19 protein-coding genes are annotated in these 18,673 nt (G+C 63.0%); 8 read left to right on the top strand and 11 right to left on the bottom strand.

What is annotated here, in order from left to right; translation table 11 throughout:
- Positions 1–65: 65 nt before the first annotated feature.
- Genes XW59_RS27705 through XW59_RS27680 form a run of 6 tightly spaced genes read left to right on the top strand, consistent with a single transcriptional unit; the run spans position 66 to position 6,710 of the window.
- Entirely contained in the window at positions 66–1,571 is a 1,506-nt protein-coding gene (locus XW59_RS27705; protein ID WP_047148873.1) for a sugar ABC transporter ATP-binding protein, read from the top strand.
- Positions 1,571–2,560, top strand: coding sequence for an ABC transporter permease (locus tag XW59_RS27700; protein ID WP_047148874.1), 990 nt, complete (start codon positions 1,571–1,573; stop codon positions 2,558–2,560). The genes XW59_RS27705 and XW59_RS27700 overlap by 1 nt, the downstream gene beginning before the upstream one ends.
- Positions 2,557–3,519 carry an ABC transporter permease gene (locus XW59_RS27695; RefSeq protein ID WP_047148875.1) on the top strand — a complete coding sequence of 321 codons (963 nt, stop codon included), beginning with the start codon at positions 2,557–2,559 and terminating at the stop codon, positions 3,517–3,519. Before XW59_RS27700 ends, XW59_RS27695 begins: the two co-directional genes overlap by 4 nt.
- Positions 3,516–4,532, top strand: coding sequence for a LacI family DNA-binding transcriptional regulator (locus XW59_RS27690; RefSeq protein WP_047148876.1), 1,017 nt, complete (start codon positions 3,516–3,518; stop codon positions 4,530–4,532). The genes XW59_RS27695 and XW59_RS27690 overlap by 4 nt, the downstream gene beginning before the upstream one ends.
- A gap of 28 nt (positions 4,533–4,560) precedes the next feature.
- Positions 4,561–5,802, top strand: a complete 1,242-nt coding sequence (locus XW59_RS27685) for a Gfo/Idh/MocA family oxidoreductase (protein ID WP_047148877.1) — start codon at positions 4,561–4,563, stop codon at positions 5,800–5,802.
- A gap of 5 nt (positions 5,803–5,807) precedes the next feature.
- Positions 5,808–6,710 carry a carbohydrate kinase family protein gene (locus XW59_RS27680; protein ID WP_047148878.1) on the top strand — a complete coding sequence of 301 codons (903 nt, stop codon included), beginning with the start codon at positions 5,808–5,810 and terminating at the stop codon, positions 6,708–6,710.
- Between the two features lie 43 nt (positions 6,711–6,753).
- On the opposite strand, the gene XW59_RS27675 is transcribed toward XW59_RS27680, so the two are convergent.
- A complete protein-coding gene (locus XW59_RS27675) occupies positions 6,754–7,218 on the bottom strand; it encodes a DoxX family protein (protein WP_047148926.1) in 465 nt (154 codons plus the stop codon).
- 190 nt (positions 7,219–7,408) lie between these two features.
- Here XW59_RS27675 and XW59_RS27670 point away from each other — a divergent pair, with 190 nt between their 5' ends.
- Positions 7,409–7,606, top strand: coding sequence for a CsbD family protein (locus tag XW59_RS27670; protein ID WP_047148879.1), 198 nt, complete (start codon positions 7,409–7,411; stop codon positions 7,604–7,606).
- 75 nt (positions 7,607–7,681) lie between these two features.
- Here the strand turns inward: XW59_RS27670 and XW59_RS27665 are convergent, their stop codons facing one another.
- The 5 genes from XW59_RS27665 to XW59_RS27645 all read right to left on the bottom strand — a co-directional run bounded on the left by XW59_RS27665 (position 7,682) and on the right by XW59_RS27645 (position 13,385).
- Entirely contained in the window at positions 7,682–8,716 is a 1,035-nt protein-coding gene (locus XW59_RS27665) for an extracellular solute-binding protein (protein ID WP_047148880.1), read from the bottom strand.
- 47 nt (positions 8,717–8,763) lie between these two features.
- Positions 8,764–9,564 (bottom strand): ABC transporter permease, encoded by an 801-nt coding sequence (locus XW59_RS27660; RefSeq protein ID WP_047148881.1) that lies wholly within the window; start codon positions 9,562–9,564, stop codon positions 8,764–8,766.
- Positions 9,557–10,477, bottom strand: coding sequence for an ABC transporter permease (locus tag XW59_RS27655; protein ID WP_047148882.1), 921 nt, complete (start codon positions 10,475–10,477; stop codon positions 9,557–9,559). The genes XW59_RS27660 and XW59_RS27655 overlap by 8 nt, the downstream gene beginning before the upstream one ends.
- A 2-nt stretch (positions 10,478–10,479) precedes the next feature.
- Positions 10,480–11,574 (bottom strand): ABC transporter ATP-binding protein, encoded by a 1,095-nt coding sequence (locus XW59_RS27650; RefSeq protein ID WP_047148883.1) that lies wholly within the window; start codon positions 11,572–11,574, stop codon positions 10,480–10,482.
- Between the two features lie 146 nt (positions 11,575–11,720).
- Complete coding sequence (locus tag XW59_RS27645) at positions 11,721–13,385, bottom strand: amidohydrolase (protein WP_047148884.1); 1,665 nt, start codon at positions 13,383–13,385, stop codon at positions 11,721–11,723.
- A gap of 168 nt (positions 13,386–13,553) precedes the next feature.
- Here XW59_RS27645 and XW59_RS27640 point away from each other — a divergent pair, with 168 nt between their 5' ends.
- Positions 13,554–14,585, top strand: coding sequence for a histone deacetylase family protein (locus tag XW59_RS27640; protein WP_047148885.1), 1,032 nt, complete (start codon positions 13,554–13,556; stop codon positions 14,583–14,585).
- Between the two features lie 41 nt (positions 14,586–14,626).
- Here XW59_RS27640 and XW59_RS27635 read toward each other — a convergent pair whose 3' ends face one another.
- The 5 genes from XW59_RS27635 to XW59_RS27620 form a co-directional block, all read right to left on the bottom strand.
- Positions 14,627–15,016, bottom strand: coding sequence for a DUF930 domain-containing protein (locus XW59_RS27635; RefSeq protein ID WP_047148886.1), 390 nt, complete (start codon positions 15,014–15,016; stop codon positions 14,627–14,629).
- A gap of 35 nt (positions 15,017–15,051) precedes the next feature.
- Positions 15,052–15,384, bottom strand: coding sequence for a hypothetical protein (locus XW59_RS27630; RefSeq protein WP_047148887.1), 333 nt, complete (start codon positions 15,382–15,384; stop codon positions 15,052–15,054).
- Positions 15,385–15,533: 149 nt separating this feature from the next.
- Entirely contained in the window at positions 15,534–15,707 is a 174-nt protein-coding gene (locus XW59_RS29470) for a hypothetical protein (RefSeq protein WP_170990241.1), read from the bottom strand.
- A 90-nt stretch (positions 15,708–15,797) separates the two neighbouring features.
- A complete protein-coding gene (locus XW59_RS27625; protein ID WP_047148888.1) occupies positions 15,798–17,342 on the bottom strand; it encodes a SpoVR family protein in 1,545 nt (514 codons plus the stop codon).
- Positions 17,343–17,353: 11 nt separating this feature from the next.
- Entirely contained in the window at positions 17,354–18,667 is a 1,314-nt protein-coding gene (locus XW59_RS27620) for a YeaH/YhbH family protein (protein ID WP_047148889.1), read from the bottom strand.
- Between the last annotated feature and the right edge of the window lie 6 nt (positions 18,668–18,673).

Raw genomic sequence — 18,673 nt, 5'->3', positions numbered from 1 at the left:
AGCCGGCGGCGCGAGGTCCATGATCGGTCTCGTGCCGCCGGACTGGTCCTGAAGAGGAAAATCCGATGCCAAAGCTGAAATTGAGCGGCGTGAGCAAGGCTTACGGCGCCACGGTTGCCCTACGGCGCGGCGACCTCGAGATCGAAAGCGGCGAGGTGCATGTGCTGATCGGCTCGAACGGGTCGGGCAAAAGCACGCTCTGCAAGATCGTCGCCGGCAGCGTGCGTCCCGACAGCGGCGAGGTGCTGCTCGACGGCAAGCCGGTGGCAGTGTCGGGCCCGCAGGCCTCGCGCGCGCTCGGCATCGGCATCTTCTACCAAGAACTCAGCCTCGCCGCGCATCGCACGGTGGCGGAGAACATCTGCCTTCCCGACATGCCGGTCAGTGCGGGTGTCTTCGTCGACAAGGTCACGCTGGAAGAAAGGGCGGCGCGCTATGTCAGGCTGTTCGAGGACGTTGCAGGCGAGGGGTTCTCGGCCGACGCCCCCGTCAATAGCCTGCGTGCCGACCAGCGGCAACTCGTCGAGATCATGAAGGCGCTCGCCAGCGAGGCACCGGTTCTCATCTTCGACGAGCCGACCTCGGCCCTCGACCGCGCCCAGGTCGACCGTTTCTTCGAAATCCTGCGCGACCTCAAGAAAGAGGCGCGCGCCATGGTGTTCATTTCGCACCGCATGGACGAAATCTTCGCGATCGGCGATCGGGTGACGGTGATCCGCGACGGCGAGACCGTCGGCACTTCCCGCATCGCGGAAACCGATCCTGCCGCGGTGGTGCGGCTGATGGTGGGCGAACAGGACGAGCTTGCTCCACAGACGCCCGAGCCCGAGCAGGCGAGAACGACCACCCGTGAGGTGTTGTTGTCGGTGAGCGGCCTTTCGGGGCCGGGCTTTGTCAATATCGGCTTCGAGGTCGCGAGGGGAGAGATCCTCGGCTTCGGCGGGCTGCACGGGCAGGGCCAGTCTTCCGTGTTGCGCGCGATATTCGGCGCCGGCCTGGTCTCGGCGGGAGAAATCATGCTCAAGGGCGAGCGGCTGGCCGCCCGCACGCCGCGCGATGCGATCCGCCGTGGTGTCGCCTATGTGTCGGGGGACCGCGGCCGTGACGGCGTCATCCAGGGCCGACCGATCATCGAGAACGTCACGCCCATACATTATCTGCGCAACCGGCTGACGATCGCCCGGCCGTCTGCCCTGCGCGACAAGGCGTTGCGGGCGCTCGAGGCGCTGCACACCAAGTTCGCGACGCTGTCCCATCCGATCAACTCGCTGTCGGGCGGCAATCAGCAGAAAGTGGTGATCGCGCGCTGGCTGATCGACCGGCCCGACATTCTGCTTCTCGACGATCCCACCAAGGGTATCGACCTCTCGGCCAAGGCCGATCTCTTCGCATTGATCCGCAAGCTCGCGGAGGAGGGCATGGGGATCGTCCTCTACTCCTCGGAGGATGCCGAGCTTCTCAACAATGCCGACCGCATCCTCGTCTTCAACGGAGGGTCCGTGACCCGCGAACTCACCGGCGCGGACCGCACGCGCTACAATCTCTACCACGCCGCATACGAGGCCGCGTGATGGCTGCCGAAGCGACACTCATCCCCAGGAAGACGAGCGGGCTGAAGCGACTGTTCGAGCGCTTTCCGTTCCTGCCGGCGCTGGTCATTCTCGTCGTGCTCTTCGCCCTCAACGGTTTCTATCAGCCGCGCAGCATCGGGCTCGTCGGCATCACGGGGCTCCTCAAGACCTACATGCCGCTGATGCTGCTCGCCGTCGCGCAGACCTATGTCGTCTATGCCGGCGACATCGATCTCTCGGTCGGTGCGATCGTCTCGCTCGTCAACGTCACCATCATCGTCCTGATGCAGCAATGGGGCGGCGAGGCGCTGCCTGTGCTGGGCGCCATGGCGGTCGGCATCGGCGTCGGCCTTGCCTGCGGCATCATCAACGGCATCGTGGTGGCGGCCTTCCGGCTGCAGGCGATCGTCGCGACCTTCGCCACCAGCATCTTCTTCACCGGGCTGGCGCTCTACGTGCTGCCGGTCGCCGGCGCGCCCGCCCCGGCAGCCTTCTGGCGCACCTATGGAGGGCGCTTCGCGGAAATTCCTTTCGTGTTCTATGTGGTCGTCGTGCTGGCGGTCCTGCTCTACCTGCTCGCCCGCACGCGCCTTGCCACGCAGCTCCTGGCGGTGGGCGACGACGCGCAGGGCGCCTTCCAGAGCGGCCTGCCGGTGACGGCGATCCGCATGAAGGGCTATGCGCTCTGCGGCCTCTTCGCCGCGCTTGCCGCTTTCTGCGTCACCGGCGACACGGCGAGCGGCGACCCGCTCGTCGGGGGCAAGATGACGCTCTCGGCGGTTGCCGCCGTGGTCCTCGGCGGCAGCGCCCTTTCAGGCGGCTTCGGCACCGTCGTCGGCTCCGTCATCGGCGCGCTGATCATAGGGCTGATCAGCTCGCTGGTCTATTTCATGGGCACGCCGTCGGAATGGCAGAACCTCGTGCAAGGACTTGCCATCCTGCTCGCGCTCATGGCCGGCATTCTGGTCGGACGGAGGGCGCGCGCATGAGCGGGAACATGCTTCTCGAAATGGTGCGCAAGCCGCTGGTCGTCGCGATCGCGCTCATCGTGGTGCTGCTTTTCCTCGGCGAGGCGCTGTCGCCGGGCTTTGCCTCTGTCCAGCAGATATTGCGTCTTCTCATCGTGGCTGCGCTTCTCGGCATCGTCGCCGCGGGACAGAACCTCGTCATCCTCGGTGGGCGCGAGGGCATCGATCTTTCGGTCGGCGGGGTCGTCTCGCTCTCCGCCATCGTCGCCGGAAATCTGATGAGCGGGATGGATTCCGGCATTCCGCTGGCGATCCTCGCCTGTGTGGCGACCGGCGCCTTCTTCGGTCTGCTCAACGGCCTCGGCGTCACGCTGCTCCGCATTCCGCCGCTGGTGATGACGCTCGGCATGCTCGGCGTGCTGCAAGGCCTGCTCGTCGTCATCAGACAGGGCATACCCTCCGGCCGGGCGGCGCCGGCGCTTTCCGAATTCGTCACGCGGCCGTTCCTGCTCGGCTTGCCCGGGATCATCTGGCTGTGGATTGCGATCGGCCTCGTCATGGCCTTCATTCTCCATCGCACGGTGTTCGGCCACCGCATCTACGCGATCGGCTCGAATGAGCAGGCCGCCTACATGGCCGGCGTGCCGGTCAAGCGCGTGCGCATCGCGCTTTTCATGCTGTCCGGTATTTTCGCCGCCATCGCCGGCATCTGCCTGCTCGGCTATTCCGGCTCGTCCTTCGCCAATGTCGGCGAACAGTACATGCTGCCCTCGATCATCGCCGTGGTGTTCGGCGGCACGCCGTTGGCGGGCGGCAAGGGCGGCTACACCGGCACGATGGCGGGCGCGGTGCTGCTCGTCATCCTGCAGAGTATCCTGACCACCGTGAATATCGACGAGTCCGGCAGGCAGATGGTGTTCGGCGCCACGCTTCTGGTGCTGATGCTGTTCTACGGGCGCGGACGGGCAATGCGGGCATGAGCGAACGGCCGAAGATAAAGGACATCGCGCAGCGGCTCGGCGTTTCTCCGGCGACGGTTTCGCGCGCGCTGGCCGACACCGGCCTCGTCGCCGAGCCGACATTGTCGCGGGTGCGCGAAGCGGCAAAGGAGCTGAACTACCGCCCGAATGTCAGCGCGCGAAATCTGCGCACACGTCGCGCGATGGCCGTTCTCATGGTGGTGCGCGACGTCGGCAATCCGTTCTACCTGGAGATCATGAAGGGGGTGGAAGCGGCGGCGCGCGCGGCCGGCTACTCCGTGCTGATGGGCAATACCGAGAACGACCCCGACCGGGAGATCGAATATTTCGACATGCTGCGCGACGGGCATGCCGACGGCATGATCCTCATGACCGGGAAGCTGCCTTCGAAGCCCGGCAGCCATTCGGAAATCTCCGCCGATCTGCCGATAGTGGTGGCGCTGGAAATGATCGAAGGGTCCGGCTTCCCGCATGTGCAGATCGACAATGCCGCGGCCGCCGGCCAGGCGGTGCGCCATCTGGTCGAACTCGGCCATCGACGCATCGCCCATATTGCCGGACCTCTGCCGGAGGCGATGTCGGTGCGGCGGCTGGAAGGGTACCGCGGCGCGATGGCGAAGGCCGGCCTTTCAATTCCAGAAGGCTACGAGCAGCGCGGGGACTATCTGCTGCGTACCGGGCAGGAGCTTTGCCGGCGCCTCTTCGAGCTGCCGCAGCCGCCCACCGCGATATTCGTCGCCAACGACGAGATGGCGTTTGGCGTCATTCACGAACTGCGCCGGCTCGGCCGCGACGTGCCGGGCGATGTTTCCGTGGTCGGCTTCGACGATCTCTATCTCAGCGAAGCCTTCTATCCGCCGCTGACCACGATCAGCCAGCCACGTGCCGAGATCGGCAGGGAGGCGATGACGGCGCTGCTCGACATGCTTTCCGGCGGGGATGGGCCGGCGGAACCACTTATCCTGCCGACCACGCTCAAGCTGCGTGGCACGACGGCACCGCCGAAGAACTGAACGACAGAAAACAGGGAGAGCGTGAACCATGACCGGTTTGCCCAAGGAAAGATTGCGTGTCGGATTCGTAGGCTCCGGCTTCATCGCCCATTTCCATCTCAAATCCATGGTGGGTGTGCGCAACGTCGACGTGACCGGTGTCTACAGCCGCAGCGCGGAGAAGCGTCGGCGTTTTGCCGACGCCGTCGCGGAACTCGGCCTCGGCGATTGCCGGACCCATGAGAGCCTCGAAGCCATACTGCAGGCGGGAGACATCGACGCTATCTGGATACTCTCGCCCAATTACACGCGGCTCGACACGATGCGGATCATCCATGCCGAAGTGAAGGCCGGGCGCAGCAAGGTCTTTGCCGTCGCCTGCGAAAAGCCGCTCGCGCGCACCGTTTCGGAGGCACGCGAGATGCTGCGCCTCGCCGAGGACGCCGGGCTGAACCATGGTTATCTGGAGAACCAGGTGTTTGCCACACCGGTGCTGCGCGGCAAGGAGATCATCTGGCGGCGTGCGGCGTCGGCCACCGGCAGGCCCTATCTGGCGCGCGCGGCGGAAGAGCATTCCGGCCCGCACGAGCCATGGTTCTGGCAGGGCGACAAGCAGGGCGGAGGCGTGCTCTCCGACATGATGTGCCACAGCGTGGAGGTCGCCCGGCACCTGCTCACCGCGCCCGGCGCGCCGCGCGGCTCGCTCAAGGTGAAGGCCGTCAACGGCACCGTGGCGAACCTGAAATGGACGCGGCCCGCCTATGCCGACCAGCTGAAGCGTCGCTACGGCGCCGAGGTCGACTACCGCAACCGCCCCTCCGAGGACTTCGCCCGTGGCACGGTTGCGCTCGAAGACGATGAAGGCAACGAGCTGATGATCGAGGCGACCACCTCCTGGGCGTATGTGGGGGCGGGGCTTCGCATCCAACTCGAGCTTCTCGGTCCTGAATATGCGATGGAATTCAATTCTCTGGCAACCGGACTTAAAGTCTTCATGTCACGCGAGGTCACCGGCTCGGAAGGCGAGGACCTGGTCGAGAAGCAGAATGCCGAGCAGGGCCTGATGCCGGTGCTGGAGGACGAGGCGGGTGTCTACGGCTATACGGACGAGAACCGCCACATGGTCGAGTGTTTCCGCAACGGAGAGACGCCGCTGGAAACCTTCCACGACGGCCTCGCGGTGGTGGAAATCCTGATGGGCCTCTACCGTTCGGCGGAGACCGGCCAGACGGTGAACTTCCCCGCGCCCGAGCTCGAGGATTATGTTCCGCCGGTCGCGCGCGGTCGCTGACGGTGATGGGAGCCGCGGTTCCGTCCATTCTGGTGCTGGGCAACGTCAATGTCGATCTCGTGTTGGGCGAGGTCGACGGCTGGCCCGCGGTCGGCACCGAGATCATGGTGGAGCGCAGCGAGATGCGGCCGGGCGGCTCGGCCGGCAACTCTGCGCTGGCGCTCGCCGGCCTGGGCGTTGCGCACCGCCTCCTCGCTTCCACCGGCAACGATCCGAACGGCACCTGGCTGCGCGGGCAGTTCGCGTCGGATGGCTGCGACTGGCTTATCGACGATTGCGATACGACGATCACGGTCGGCATCGTGCACAAGGGCGGTGACCGCGCCTTCTTCACGACGCCGGGACATCTTCAGAAAGCGCCGCTTGACGACCTTGTCGCCCGATTGCCGGCGGCACCTCGCGAAGGTGCCATGGCAATCGTCTCTGGCGGGTTCCTCATGCCGCAAATATGCGCAGGCACCGAAAGGCTGCTTGCCGAGTTGTCGGGGAGGGGCTGGCTGACCGCGATCGATCCCGGCTGGCCGCCGCAGGGTTGGACCGGGGAAACCGTCGAGCTGATGGGCGGCTGGCTGCGGTTGGCCGACTTCGCGCTCCTCAATTCCGAGGAGGCCGCGGGCTATGCACGCGGCGACGACGACGCTGCAAGGCGGATCGCATCCGGCCTGCGGCCTCGACAGACGCTCGTGGTCAAGGAAGGCGCGCGCGGTGTGCGCGCCTTCCATGCGGGTGGAGAAATCGCCGTCGAGGCGCCGGCCGTGCGGGTGATCGACACCGTCGGGGCGGGTGACACGTTCAACGCCGCGTTCATGGCATCGCTTGTCTCAGGCGCAAATCTCAAGACCGCGCTTCGACATGGAGTGGTGACCGCCTCGCGGGCGATATCGACCTTCCCGCGCAGCTATAGCTGAACGGTGTCCGAGATCGCGGCTGCCGGACGCTCGCGACGCGGGTTTAGAATTCCCGTCCGAAACGCGCGTCCAGCGAATGGCGGTTGCCGCCGCGTACGGCGAAGTAAAGGAAGACCGCCGACCACAGGATCGATTTCTCCGCGCCGGAATAACCCTGTTCCATCGTGATCCAGTGGAACCAAACGGTGACCAGGAGCACGATGAGCGCCGCGAAGGAGGCGGGTCTGGTCAAAAGGCCGAGCGCGATCAATATGCCGCCGAAGAATTCGGTGGCTGCGAGAAGCGGCGACCAGAACACGCCCGGATAGAAGCCGAGGCTTTCGACCATTCCCACGGCGCCGAACGGGTCGGAGATCTTACCCATTCCATGGGTCACCAGCGCGAGGCCGGCCACGACGCGGAGGATCGTCTCGGCGCTGTCATGCAGCGAGGAATAGATCCCGCCGAGTGCTGGAATGAGCAGGCGGCGATCGTTGCGCGCACCTGAAGAAGAGGCCGTGTCAGTCAAGTCTTTCTCCTTTTCGATCTGTCGGGCGCACAAGTGAGAGGGCGCGGCTCACGGTCAAGTCAACAAGGATTGAAGTGACGGCTTTTCCAGTGCTTGCGCTGGCTTTCCGGTTTCGCGTCGGAACCCTGCTTACGAATGCACGTTGTTCCTGCAGAGCCGATTTCGTCGCAACGTACCGAAGGAGTTTCAGATGAACTGGAATCAGATCGAAGGAAATTGGGAGCAGTTCAAGGGCAAGGTCCAGACCCAGTGGGGCAAGCTCACCGATGACGATCTCGACGTGATCAAGGGCAACCGCAAGCAGCTCGCCGGCCGCCTTCAGGCTCGTTACGGCAAGGCCGAGGAGGAAGCGGAAAGGGAGATCGACAGCTGGCTCTCCCGTCATTGATCTCGGTGATTTTACAAGAGAAAGCCCCGCGTTGCGGGGCTTTCTTCGTTCGAGATCGAGGATCCGTGGGAAGCGTTATTTCTGAATTTCCGTCCATATCCGGGTGTAGAGCTCCATTACTTCCGGCGGGCAGGTCTGGCTGAAATTTCCGGCCGCGACGAACTCCTCAGGTATGATGATCTCCGGCGCGGTGGACAGTTCCTCCGACATGAACTTTTCCGAGCCCTTGATGCCGTTGGCGTATTTCGCGAATTCCGAAATGAGGGCGGCGTTCTCGGGATCCATGATGAAATTCATGAACAGCTTGGCGTTCTCGACATTCTTGGCGTCCTTGAGGATGGCGACGTTGTCCATCCAGATCGGATAGCCTTCCTTCGGATAGCCATAGTGAATGTCCGGGTTCTGCTGGCGCATGCGCAGCGACGCCCCATTCCAGTTGACGGTGGCGAGGAAGTCGCGCTTGGCCATCTTCTCGATATTGCCGTAGTCCATCGAGATCCATTTCGGCTTGGCTTCGACGAACTTGTCGCGGACCTTCTTCAGCACTTCGAGATCGCCGGTGCAGTACTCGCCGCCGGCATAGTGGATCGCCATGTGCATGACGTCGATCATCTCGGGGATGACGTTGATCTTGCCCACCAGTTCCTCCGGCGGATCAAGGAAGATCGCGGACGTGTTGATGTCGCCCTTGTAGTCGGCGGTGTTCACCGAAACGCCGGTCGTTCCCCATTGCCACGGGACGGTATAGTTGCGGCCGGGATCGAACGGCACGTCGACCCAGCGCGGATCGACATTCTTGAAGTTCTCCATCTCGTTTGGCTTGGCCTCGAGCAGCAGGCCGTCATTGATCCACACCGGAATGACGCTGGCCGAGGGGACGACGATATCGAAGCCGTGTCCGCCCTGGCGGACCTTGGCGAGCGCCGTGTCGTTGGAATCGTAATCGGTGACTGTGACCTTGACGTCGAACTGCTGCTCGAACTTCTTGATGAGGTCCGGATTGGTGTAGTTGCCCCAGTTGAAGATGTTCAGTTCGCCTTCGGCGCGGGCAAGCCCGGTTGTCGCGAGAAGAATGGCGGCCAGCGCGGTGATCGTCGTCGTTCGTTTCATGTCTCGACTCCTGTTTAGGCAAGATCCGCCACATGCTTGCAGCCGACCTAGACTTTCCTTCTGCTGATGAGGAAGAACAAGGTGACGATCGCGACCGATATCAGCAGGAAGACGGTCGAGATCGCGTTCATCTCGGGTGTCACCACGCGCCGCAATTGCCCGAGCATATAGGTCGGCAGCGTATCCTGTCCCGCCGATTTGACGAATTCGGTGATCACCACGTCGTCGAGCGAGATGACGAATGCCAGCATGAAGCCGGCGAGAATGCCGGGCCACAACAGCGGCAGTGTGATGCGCCGGAACGTCTTCCAGGGCGTGGCGTAGAGATCGGCCGCGGCCCGCTCGAGCGACAGGTCCATGCTTTCGAGCCTTGCCCGGATCGGCAGGTAGGCGAAGGGAATGCAAAACGCCGTGTGCGCGAGGATCAGATAGCCGAGACCCGAATAGCCGGTCATCACCTTGATGCGGGAAAAGAGCACCAGGAGCGCGACGGCCGTCACGATCTCGGGCACCATCAGCGGCTGGTTGATGAAGGCGTATTTGAAGGTGAGGCCGCGATAGCTTCGCGTTCGTGTCGTGGCGATCGCGGCCATCGTCGCGGCAATCGTGGCCAGGACCGCCGCGACCGAGGCGATCTGCAGCGAGCGTATCGACGCGTCGATCACCTGACTGTTGTTCCAGGCCTGGCGGAACCAGCGCAGGGACAGTCCCTCCCACATGACGATCGACGAGCCGTCATTGAAGGCGAAGACGACCAGCGTCGCGATCGGCAGATAGAGGAGCGCGAAACAGAACAGCGCGATGGTCGCGAAGCCGGGCATGCGCTGGATGGAGAAGGTCTTATCCATGGTGCGCGCCTCCGTTCGAGGCCTTGCGCACATAGATGAGCAGCGCCGCCATGACGATGACGAGCAGCGTGATCGAAAGTGCGGCACCCAGCGGCCAGTTGCGACCCTGCCCGAACTGCAGCTCGATCAGATTGCCGAGCATCAGGTTCCTGCCGCCACCCAGAACGCGCGGAGTGACATAGGCGCCGAGCGAGGGGATGAACACCAGGATCGAGCCGGCGATGATGCCGGGCTTCACCATTGGAATGATGATGCGCCAAAGCACCTTGAGCCGCGTCGCGTAGAGGTCGTATCCGGCCTCCACCAAACGGAAATCCAGCTTTTCCATGCTCGCATAGAGCGGCAGCACCATGAGCGGGAAATAGACGTAGACCATGCCGATCATGATCGCGAAATCCGTGAACATCATCTGTATCGGCGAGGAGATGACGCCGAGCTTCATCAGCAGGCCGTTGACGACGCCCTCGTTGCGGATCACCTCCTGTATCGCGAAGGTGCGGATCAAAAGGTTCGTCCAGAACGGGATCGTGATCAGGAAGAGCCAGATGGCACGCGTGCGCTCCGGGCGCGTGGCGATGAAGTACGCCGTCGGGAAGCCCAATATCAGCGCCAGCACCGTGGTCATCAGCGATAGGCGCACGGAGCGCCAGAAGATCGAAAGATGCGCGTCGGCGATCGACAACGTGCCGTCGAATATGTCCCGCTGGAAGAGGACGCCGACCCAGGCATCCGGCGAGAACTGCCAGACGACATCGCCATAGGAGCCAGGCTTCAGGAAGGAATAGACGAGGACGATGAGAAGCGGGAAGACCGAGGCGATGCCGATGATGAGAAGCGCAGGCAGCGAAAGCAGCCAGCGGCCTCTCACATCCTTGCGTTCGGCGGCGTCGGCGACTTCGCTTGCGCTCGACATCCTCAGTCTCTCAGAACTTGCGCGGCGTCGTCGCCGATGCTGACGCCGACTTTCTCGCCCTCCTCGAAGCCGCAGCCGGCGCTGCGGGCGTTCTGCTGGCGCACGATGAACATCTCGCCGCCATCGAGACGGACATGGATGTGCGTGTCGGTGCCGAAATAGACGATGTTCTGCACCGTTCCGCCGAGGTCGCCCTTGCCCTTGACCAGCTTGGCGTGCTCGGGGCGCACCATCAGCGTCGCCTCGGCATTCGGCTTGAAATCGGAGGCCGCGCTGGCGGCGATTTCCGCCCCGGAGCCGAGCAGCAGGCGCGCGCGGCCATTGCCGGCTTCCTTCACCGTTCCGGTGAGGAAATTGGTCTCGCCGATGAAATCGGCGACGAAGCGTTCCGCCGGATGGTCGTAAATTTCCCAGGGCGAGCCGACCTGGAGTATCCTGCCGGCCGACATCACGGCGATGCGGTCGGACATGGTCAACGCTTCTTCCTGGTCGTGGGTGACGAAGATGAAGGTGATGCCCGTTTCGCCCTGCAACCGCTTCAGCTCGATCTGCATCTCCTTGCGCAGCTTGTAGTCGAGCGCCGAGAGCGGCTCGTCGAGAAGCAGCACCTTCGGCTGCGGGGCGAGCGCGCGGGCGAGCGCCACGCGCTGCTGCTGGCCGCCGGAAATCTGGCTGGTCTTGCGGTTGCGAAGCTGCTCCATCTTGACCAGCTTGAGCATGGCCGCGACCCGCGCCTCGATCTCCTGTTTCGGACGGCCGAGCATCTCGAGCCCGAAGGCGATGTTCTGCGCGACCGTCATATGCGGAAACAGCGCGTAGTTCTGGAAGACGGTGTTGACCGGCCGCTTGAAAGGGGGCAGCGGGGCGATGTCCTCGCCGTGAAGCCTGATCTCGCCCTCGGTCGGGAAGTCGAAGCCGGCGATCAGTCTGAGAAGCGTCGTCTTTCCGCAGCCGGACGGGCCCAGAAGCGTGAAGAACTCGTTTTCCCTGATGTCGACGGAGACGTTGTCGAGGGCCTTTACCTGGTCGTCACCAGACCCGAAGATCTTGCTGACATTGCGGATTTCGATCGCACTTCTGTCCGGTTTTTCCGGCATCTACGCCCCGATTGTTGTGCCGACATTCGATGTCGCGGCGTGCTGTTCCCCGATGGATGTCACCATATGCGTCAAGCCTTGGCAACTATGATGATGATCAGAGATCGCGATTCTCCAGTGCGGACGCCCAATCCATGTGCCGGGCTCTAGCGCGCATAGGTCACCCTGCCGCCGCAGATGGTGAAGACCGGGCGGATATCATGCAGATCCTCCGCGGCGGTCGCTTCCATATCGCCCGAAAGAACAACGATGTCAGCGAGATAGCCGGTCTTCAGCTTGCCCTTGCGGTGCTCCATGAACTGCGTGTAGGCGCCCTCGACCGTATAGCCGGCGATCGCCTCGTGAAGCGAGAAGCTGTGATCCGGCAGCCCCTCCGCCCAAGGCTTGCGCAGCATTGCCGCCTGGATGCCCGCGATCGGATCGACCGGTGATACCGGCCAGTCGGAAGCGAAGACGACATGCGCGCCGGTATTCCTGATCGTCCGCCAGGCATAGGAGAGATGCCAGCGCTCGCGCCCGATCTTGGAAAGCGTCGGCTCGAGCGGCAGCCCCATGGAGCCGGGAGGATGGGGAGGCTGCATGGAGGCGATGACGCCGAGCTCGGCGAAGCGCGGCACATCCTCTTTGGTGGTGACCTCGATATGCTCGATGCGGTGCCGGCTGTCGCGGGTACCGTTCGTCTCGCGCGCGGCCTCGTAGCCGTCGAGCACGGTGCGCACGGCCGCGTCGCCGATCGCGTGCACCGCGATCTGCAGGCCGCGCCGGTCGATCTCGGTGGCTAGTTCGGCGAATTCCGCGTCGCTGAAATAGGGTTCCCCACGCCAGTCCGGACGATCGGCATAGGACTCGACCATATGGGCGGTGCCGGAATCGATCACGCCGTCCATGAAGACCTTTACCATGCCCGACGAGACCCATTCACCGTCGTAGCGCTCGGCCATCCGCGACGCCTTTTCGAGATCGGCAAGCGTCATCGGCTTCTTGAAATGGAAAGGTATCTGCGCGCGACAGAGGAGGCCGCCTTCCTTCTCGATCTCGGCGAGGATTTCGAGCTGATAGAAGTTCCCGTCCATGTTGTGGAAGGAAGTGATGCCGTGCTCGGCCGCATAGGCGAGGCCGCGGCGCATGATCTCCTTGTCGGCCTCCCACCCTTCCTTCGAAGGCGGCGTGACCGGTTCGCCGCCCGTCTGGATGCCGAGGCGCACGCGACTTTCGCCCGCAAGCCTGACGACCGGCGTCATCGCTTCGGATTCCCGTAATTCGCCGGTCGCGAGCCCGTCGGCGCCCATCACGATCTCGTTGCCGGGATTGAGCTTCCTGCCGCGAAGCAGTTCGGCCATCTCGAGCGCCTTCGTATTCGCCCACATCGTATGGTGATCGGGCGCGACGAGGGCCACGGGCCGATCGGCGACGATGCGGTCGAGGTGATGACGGGTCAGCGTCTCGTTCTCGGAGAGTATCGTGTAGTCGGCGCCCTGGCCGAAGAGGACGCGGTCATTGGGGCGTGTGGCGGCATAGGCCTGCACGGTTTCCCTGAGACGTTCGAACCCCTTCACGCCGAAAAGCTGCAGGTGAACCAGCTCGGCTGCTCCCATGAAGAGGTGGATGTGGCTTTCGATGAAGCCCGGAAGGACGGAAGCGCCGCCGGCGTCGATCACGCGCGTATCCGGGCCGCGCATCGGCTCTATCTCGCCGGCTTTGCCGACCGCCGCGATCTCGCCGTCCTTCACCGCCAGCGCCTCGGCGCGGGGATTGCCCTCGTCCATGGTGAGGATCCGCGCATTGGTGACGATGAGATCGGCGAAGGTCATTCCTGCTTCCCCTTTTTTCCAGCAGGCTACCACCGCTGAAAAATTGCAGGCGACAGGCCACAGGCGCAATAGTCTTTGACCCAGTGTCTCGGCGAGACGCGGACGGTCTTGCCTCGTCTACGCGGCGAACGCTAGGCTCCGACGAAACGGAGCCAGAGCAGGGACATCATGAAAACAGTCTTTTCACCGCGCCACGCCGGTCATGCGGGAAATGTGGAGCTCGTCGCCGGCGAGATCGTGCCGGCCTTCGAAAAGCCGTCGCGCGCGGAAATCATCAGGAAACGCATCGACACCGTCGGGCTCGGGCCGGTGCAGGAACCGGACGCGCACGAACTGACGACCGCCAGGAAGGTGCACAGTCCCGACTACATCGACTTTTTGCCGACGGTCTATCCGGAATGGGAGAGGTCGGGCCGCACGGGCACGGCGATGCCGTTCACGTGGCCGACGCGCGGGCTGCGCGGCGATGTTCCGCCGAAGGCGATCGAAGCCAAGCTCGGCTACTATTCATTCGACGCGGGCGCGACTTTCGTGAAAGGCACCTGGGACGCGGTCAAATCCTCGCACGACACCGCGCTGACCGCGGCGGGCCTCGTCAAGGCCGGCGAGCGCGCGGTGTTCGCGCTTTGCCGTCCGCCCGGCCACCATGCCGGTTCGAACTTCATGGGCGGTTACTGTTTCATCAACAATGCCGCGACCGCGGCGCAATGGTTCCGCGACCAGGGCGCCAGGCGCGTCGCCATCCTCGACGTCGACTATCATCACGGCAACGGCACGCAGCAGATATTCTATGCGCGTTCCGACGTGCAGGTTCTCAACCTCCACGGCGACCCGATGGACGAATATCCGTTTTTCCTCGGCCATGCCGACGAAAGGGGAGAAGGCGAGGGTGAAGGCTTCAACATCAACTATCCGATGCCCTTCGGCACGAGCTGGAAGGAGTGGAGCGCATCGCTCGACGCAGCCTGCAACGAGCTCGCGGCGTTCGGTCCGGACGTGGTGATCGTCTCTCTCGGCGTCGATACGTTCGAGCGGGACCCGATCAGCCATTTCAAGCTCGTCAGCGAGGATTATCCGAAAATCGGGCGACGCATCGCGGAACTCGGCCTGCCGACGCTTTTCGTGATGGAGGGCGGCTATGCGGTGGAGGAAATCGGCGTCAACGCGGTCGGCGTTCTGACCGGCTTCGAGGAAGGGTGAGGCGATCGCCGGCACATCTCGGAAGCTGGCCTCGGGGGAGGTCAAGGCCAAAGATAGTATTTGTCCCAATCCTCGGTGGGGATGAGGTCTCCGATCTTGTAGCGAAGGGCGACGACCGTCATATGATCCGGCGTCGTCTGGCACTTGAACCGCAGCCGGTACCACTGGCCCTTGCTGCGGAAAGCGGCCCCACGCGTCCTGATCTCGTCGCCTTCCAGCCTGGGCGTGCCGGTGGCGTAGGCGACCACCCGATCCGGCGCGTAGTTCCTGTTCTCCTGCCGGATGCGCTCGAGAACCTCGACATCGCACCTCTGCTCGAGCCTCGTATCGGGATCGAGTTTCATAAGTCCGGATTTCAACCTCGCGTCCAATGCGTTGGCGGGCGAGAGGGCGATCGGCAACAGAAGCACCGAAAGGCAGAATCTTCGCATGCCTTCAGGCACCACATTTGCCGTGGGTAATCAAGTCAGAGTTCGGGGACGTCGAACGGGGGAAAACGCAGCGAATCCGTCTCGCATTCATGCCACACCATCTCGGCGTTGGCCTGGCCGTCTTTCCCGAGGCACCAGTTTCGTTCATTGATCGCCACGCCGTAGACCGACCGCGACAGGCAGGCCGCGGCCACCCTCACATCCCCGCCATTTGCCCCGCGGCATGTCGAATTGCTTTGATCCCACAATTCGACGAGTTCGGGAACCGTCTCGGATGCGTCGGGAAATTGCATAGCGGATTGCGCGAAAGCGGCATTTGCCGGAGCGAGCATCAGGGAAAACGCCACCAGGCGGTCGGCGAGGGGCATGACTTCTCCTCTTGGTCCGTCTCGGATTGCGCGAACAGACAACCGAAAATGGGCAGGAAGGAGACGCTGACAAGTAAAAAGGGTAGCCGGCGACGAGCGCGGTCTGGACGAGCCGGCTTTTTCTCGAAATGGCGGCCAGGCGAGGAGCGTTAAGCCCGCTCTTCGGCCAGCGTATTTTCGATGGCCGCGATGTTGAGCTCGAGCTCCGCCACCCGCTTGAGCGTGCTGTTGCTCGGAAGGGTCGACGTCTGGGCGGCGGCCAGGATGAGAGCCTTCTGCTCTTCCCGCAGCTTCCTCGAAAGTTGTTCCAGCTTGTCGCGCATTTTCAGCCCCCAATTGCCCCAGGGAGCCTATAGACCGAGACCGGTATCGACTTCAAGGGCGAAGCGGCGGGTGCGGGAAAAGCCGCTTCCCTAAGCTGCGGTCTGCTTGGTCGAGCATTCGTACATCGTCGTGCCGGTCTCGGCATCCATGCCGGTCAGGCTGACATCGTACCCCCATAGATGGCGGATATGGCGCAGGGTCTCGTCTCGGCTGCCTTCGTCCAAGAGCACGCCGTTCTTGACGTTGTGCTGCAGCCGCAATTGGCGGTCTCCTAGCAGGTCGACATCGACGACCTGGATGTCTGGTTGGTTCGCGCCGATATCGTAGCTGCGCGCGAGTGCGGCACGTATTTCCTCATAGCCGCTTTCATTGTGGATCGAGGAAATCTCGCAGAAATTCTGGTTCGCCTGGTCGGTCAGTTTGAACAGGCGAAATTTTCGGATCAGGGCGGGACTCAGGAACTGCAGGATGAAGGACTCGTCCCGATGGTTGGCCCATGCGTCGAGCAGCGTGTCACGCCAATCGCCGCCGCCGGCGATGCCCGGGAACCAGTCGCGATCCTCGGATGTGGGCTCGGTGCAGATCCGCTCGATGTCCTGCATCAGCGCGAAGCCCAGGGCATAAGGATTGATGCCGGGGAAACGCGGATCGTCGAAAGCCGGCTGGAAGACCACGCTCGAATGGCTCTGCAGGATTTCCAGCATGGCCCCTTCGCTGATCTTCCCCTGGTCGAAAAGCCTGTTCATGATCGTGTAGTGGACGAAGGTGGCGCATCCCTCGTTCATCACCTTGGTCTGCCGCTGCGGGTAGAAATACTGGGCGATGACACGCACGATCCGCAGGATCTCCCGCTGCCAGGGCTCGAGGATCATGCTGGTCTTTTCGAGGAAATAGAGCAGGTTCTCTTCCGGAAGATTGAGCTTTTTCTTGCGTTCCTGCGCGTCTCGTTCGGCCCCGTCGGAATCGCCGTCCGCCGCCGAAGGAAGCGTCCTCCAGAGATCGTTGTAGGTCTGCTCCTCGTATTCCAGCCTGTCGCGGGTGCGTTCGCGAACCTTCTCAGAGGACAGGCGAGGGGGACGCCGGTAGCGGAAGACACCTTGCTCCATGAGCGCGTGAGCGGAATCGAGAATCGCCTCCACCGCCGCCGAGCCGTGACGCTCCTCGCATTTGGCGATGTATTTCTTGGCGAACTCCATATAGCTGAGAATGGCGCTGGCGTCCGTCCATTGCTGGAACAGATAGTTGTTCTTGAAGAAATGGTTGTGGCCGAACGCCGCGTGCGCCGTCACCAGCGTCTGCATGGCCATCGTGTTCTCCTCCATCAGATAGGTGATGCAGGGATTGGAATTGATGACCAGTTCGTAGGCAAGTCCGCGCAGGCCCTTGCGATAGGTATGCTCCTCGAAGACGAAACGCTTGCCGAAGGACCAGTGTTGATACATCAGCGGCATGCCGACCGAGGAATAGGCGTCGAGCATCTGTTCGGACGAGATGATCTCGAGCTGGTTCGGATAGACGTCGAGCTTCAATTCATCCAGAGCGATCTTCTCGATCGCATCATAGGCGCGGGAAATCTTCTCGAAGTTCCAGTCCGAGCCCTGAAACAGAAGAGTTGAGGTCGAACCCGAATTCATGCCACCGCCGTTCAGCTACGCAACTGCACAGTCGACTGTTTTGCGAAGAGGCTGCGGAAGACCGGATAGATATCCGCGGGCTTCGCGATCCTGGTCATCTGGAAATTCTGCCATTTCTCGGTCACCGTGCGGTAGGACCGCCATAGCGAGGTACCGTTGTCGGTCATGCCGAAGATTTCGGTCTCGCGTTCGTCGATGATCTCCACATAGGCGTAATACTGGCAAAGATGCATCACCTGCGCCTGAAGGAGCGACGCGCAACCTTCCGAATCGCCGGCCATGTTGTCGCCGTCCGAGGCCTGGGCGGCGTAGATGTTCCATTCGTTCGACGGATAGCGCTCGGCGATGATCCGCAGCATTTCCTCGAGCGCCGTGGAGACAACCGTGCCGCCGCTTTGCGTGGAATAGAAGAAGGTTTCCTCGTCGACCTCGTGCGCCTCGTGCGTGTGGCGGATGAAGACGATGTCGATACGCTCGTAGCGGCGCTTCAGGAAAAGGTGCAGAAGCACGAAGAAGCGTTTGGCTAAATCCTTCTCCCGTTCGCCCATCGAACTCGAAACGTCCATGAGGCAGAACATGACGGCGCTCGCATTGGGCAGGGGCTGTGCCTCGAAGCGATTGAAGCGGACGTCGACCGGGTCGACATAGGGAATGCGCTTGCGCCGTCGCTCCAGCCTTTCCATCTCCTCGCGCAACGCCTTGAGCCGCTTGCGGGCGGCCTCGGGTTTTTCCCCGCCCTCCAGCTTCTCTATCTCGCTCGCCAGCGCTTCCACCTGCCATCTTTTCGGCCGATGCAGCGCAATGCGGCGGCCATAGCTGTTGCGCATCGTGCGGCCGACATTGATGTTGGTCGGAGTGCCGGTCGTCGCGAAGCCGGCGCGGCGCGACTTGAAGGCCACGGTTTCCTTGAGATTGAGCTTCACCATGTCGGGAAGCTCGAGATCCTCGAAGAAAAGGTCGAGAACCTCGTCGCGCGACAGCACGAACTGGAAATCGTCCTCGCTTCCGCCGATCCCGGCCCCGGTGCCCGAGGCACCGCCGCCGCCCGTTTGCTTCGGGAGCCGGTCGCCCGGCACGAACTCCTTGTTGCCGGGCAGAATGAACTGCCTTTCTCCGCTGCCGCGCGCGCTTTGGAAACTCGGCTCGTTTGTATCGCGGATCGGCATCGCCACGCTGTGCCGGCCGCCGACATCCGCAATCTTGTCGGACTTGATCTTTTCCTTGATGGCGCGTTTCAGCTCTTCCCGCGCTCGTTTCAGGAAACGCTGCCTGTTGCCCAGGCTCTTGTCTTGCGGGTTAAGGCGCCGATCGATGAAATTCGGCATTGGTCA

The organism is Aquamicrobium sp. LC103 (assembly GCF_001014615.2).
GTDB lineage: Bacteria > Pseudomonadota > Alphaproteobacteria > Rhizobiales > Rhizobiaceae > LBCQ02.
Note: the sequence above shows the minus strand (reverse complement) of the source record. Positions and strands in the feature narration are given on the sequence as shown.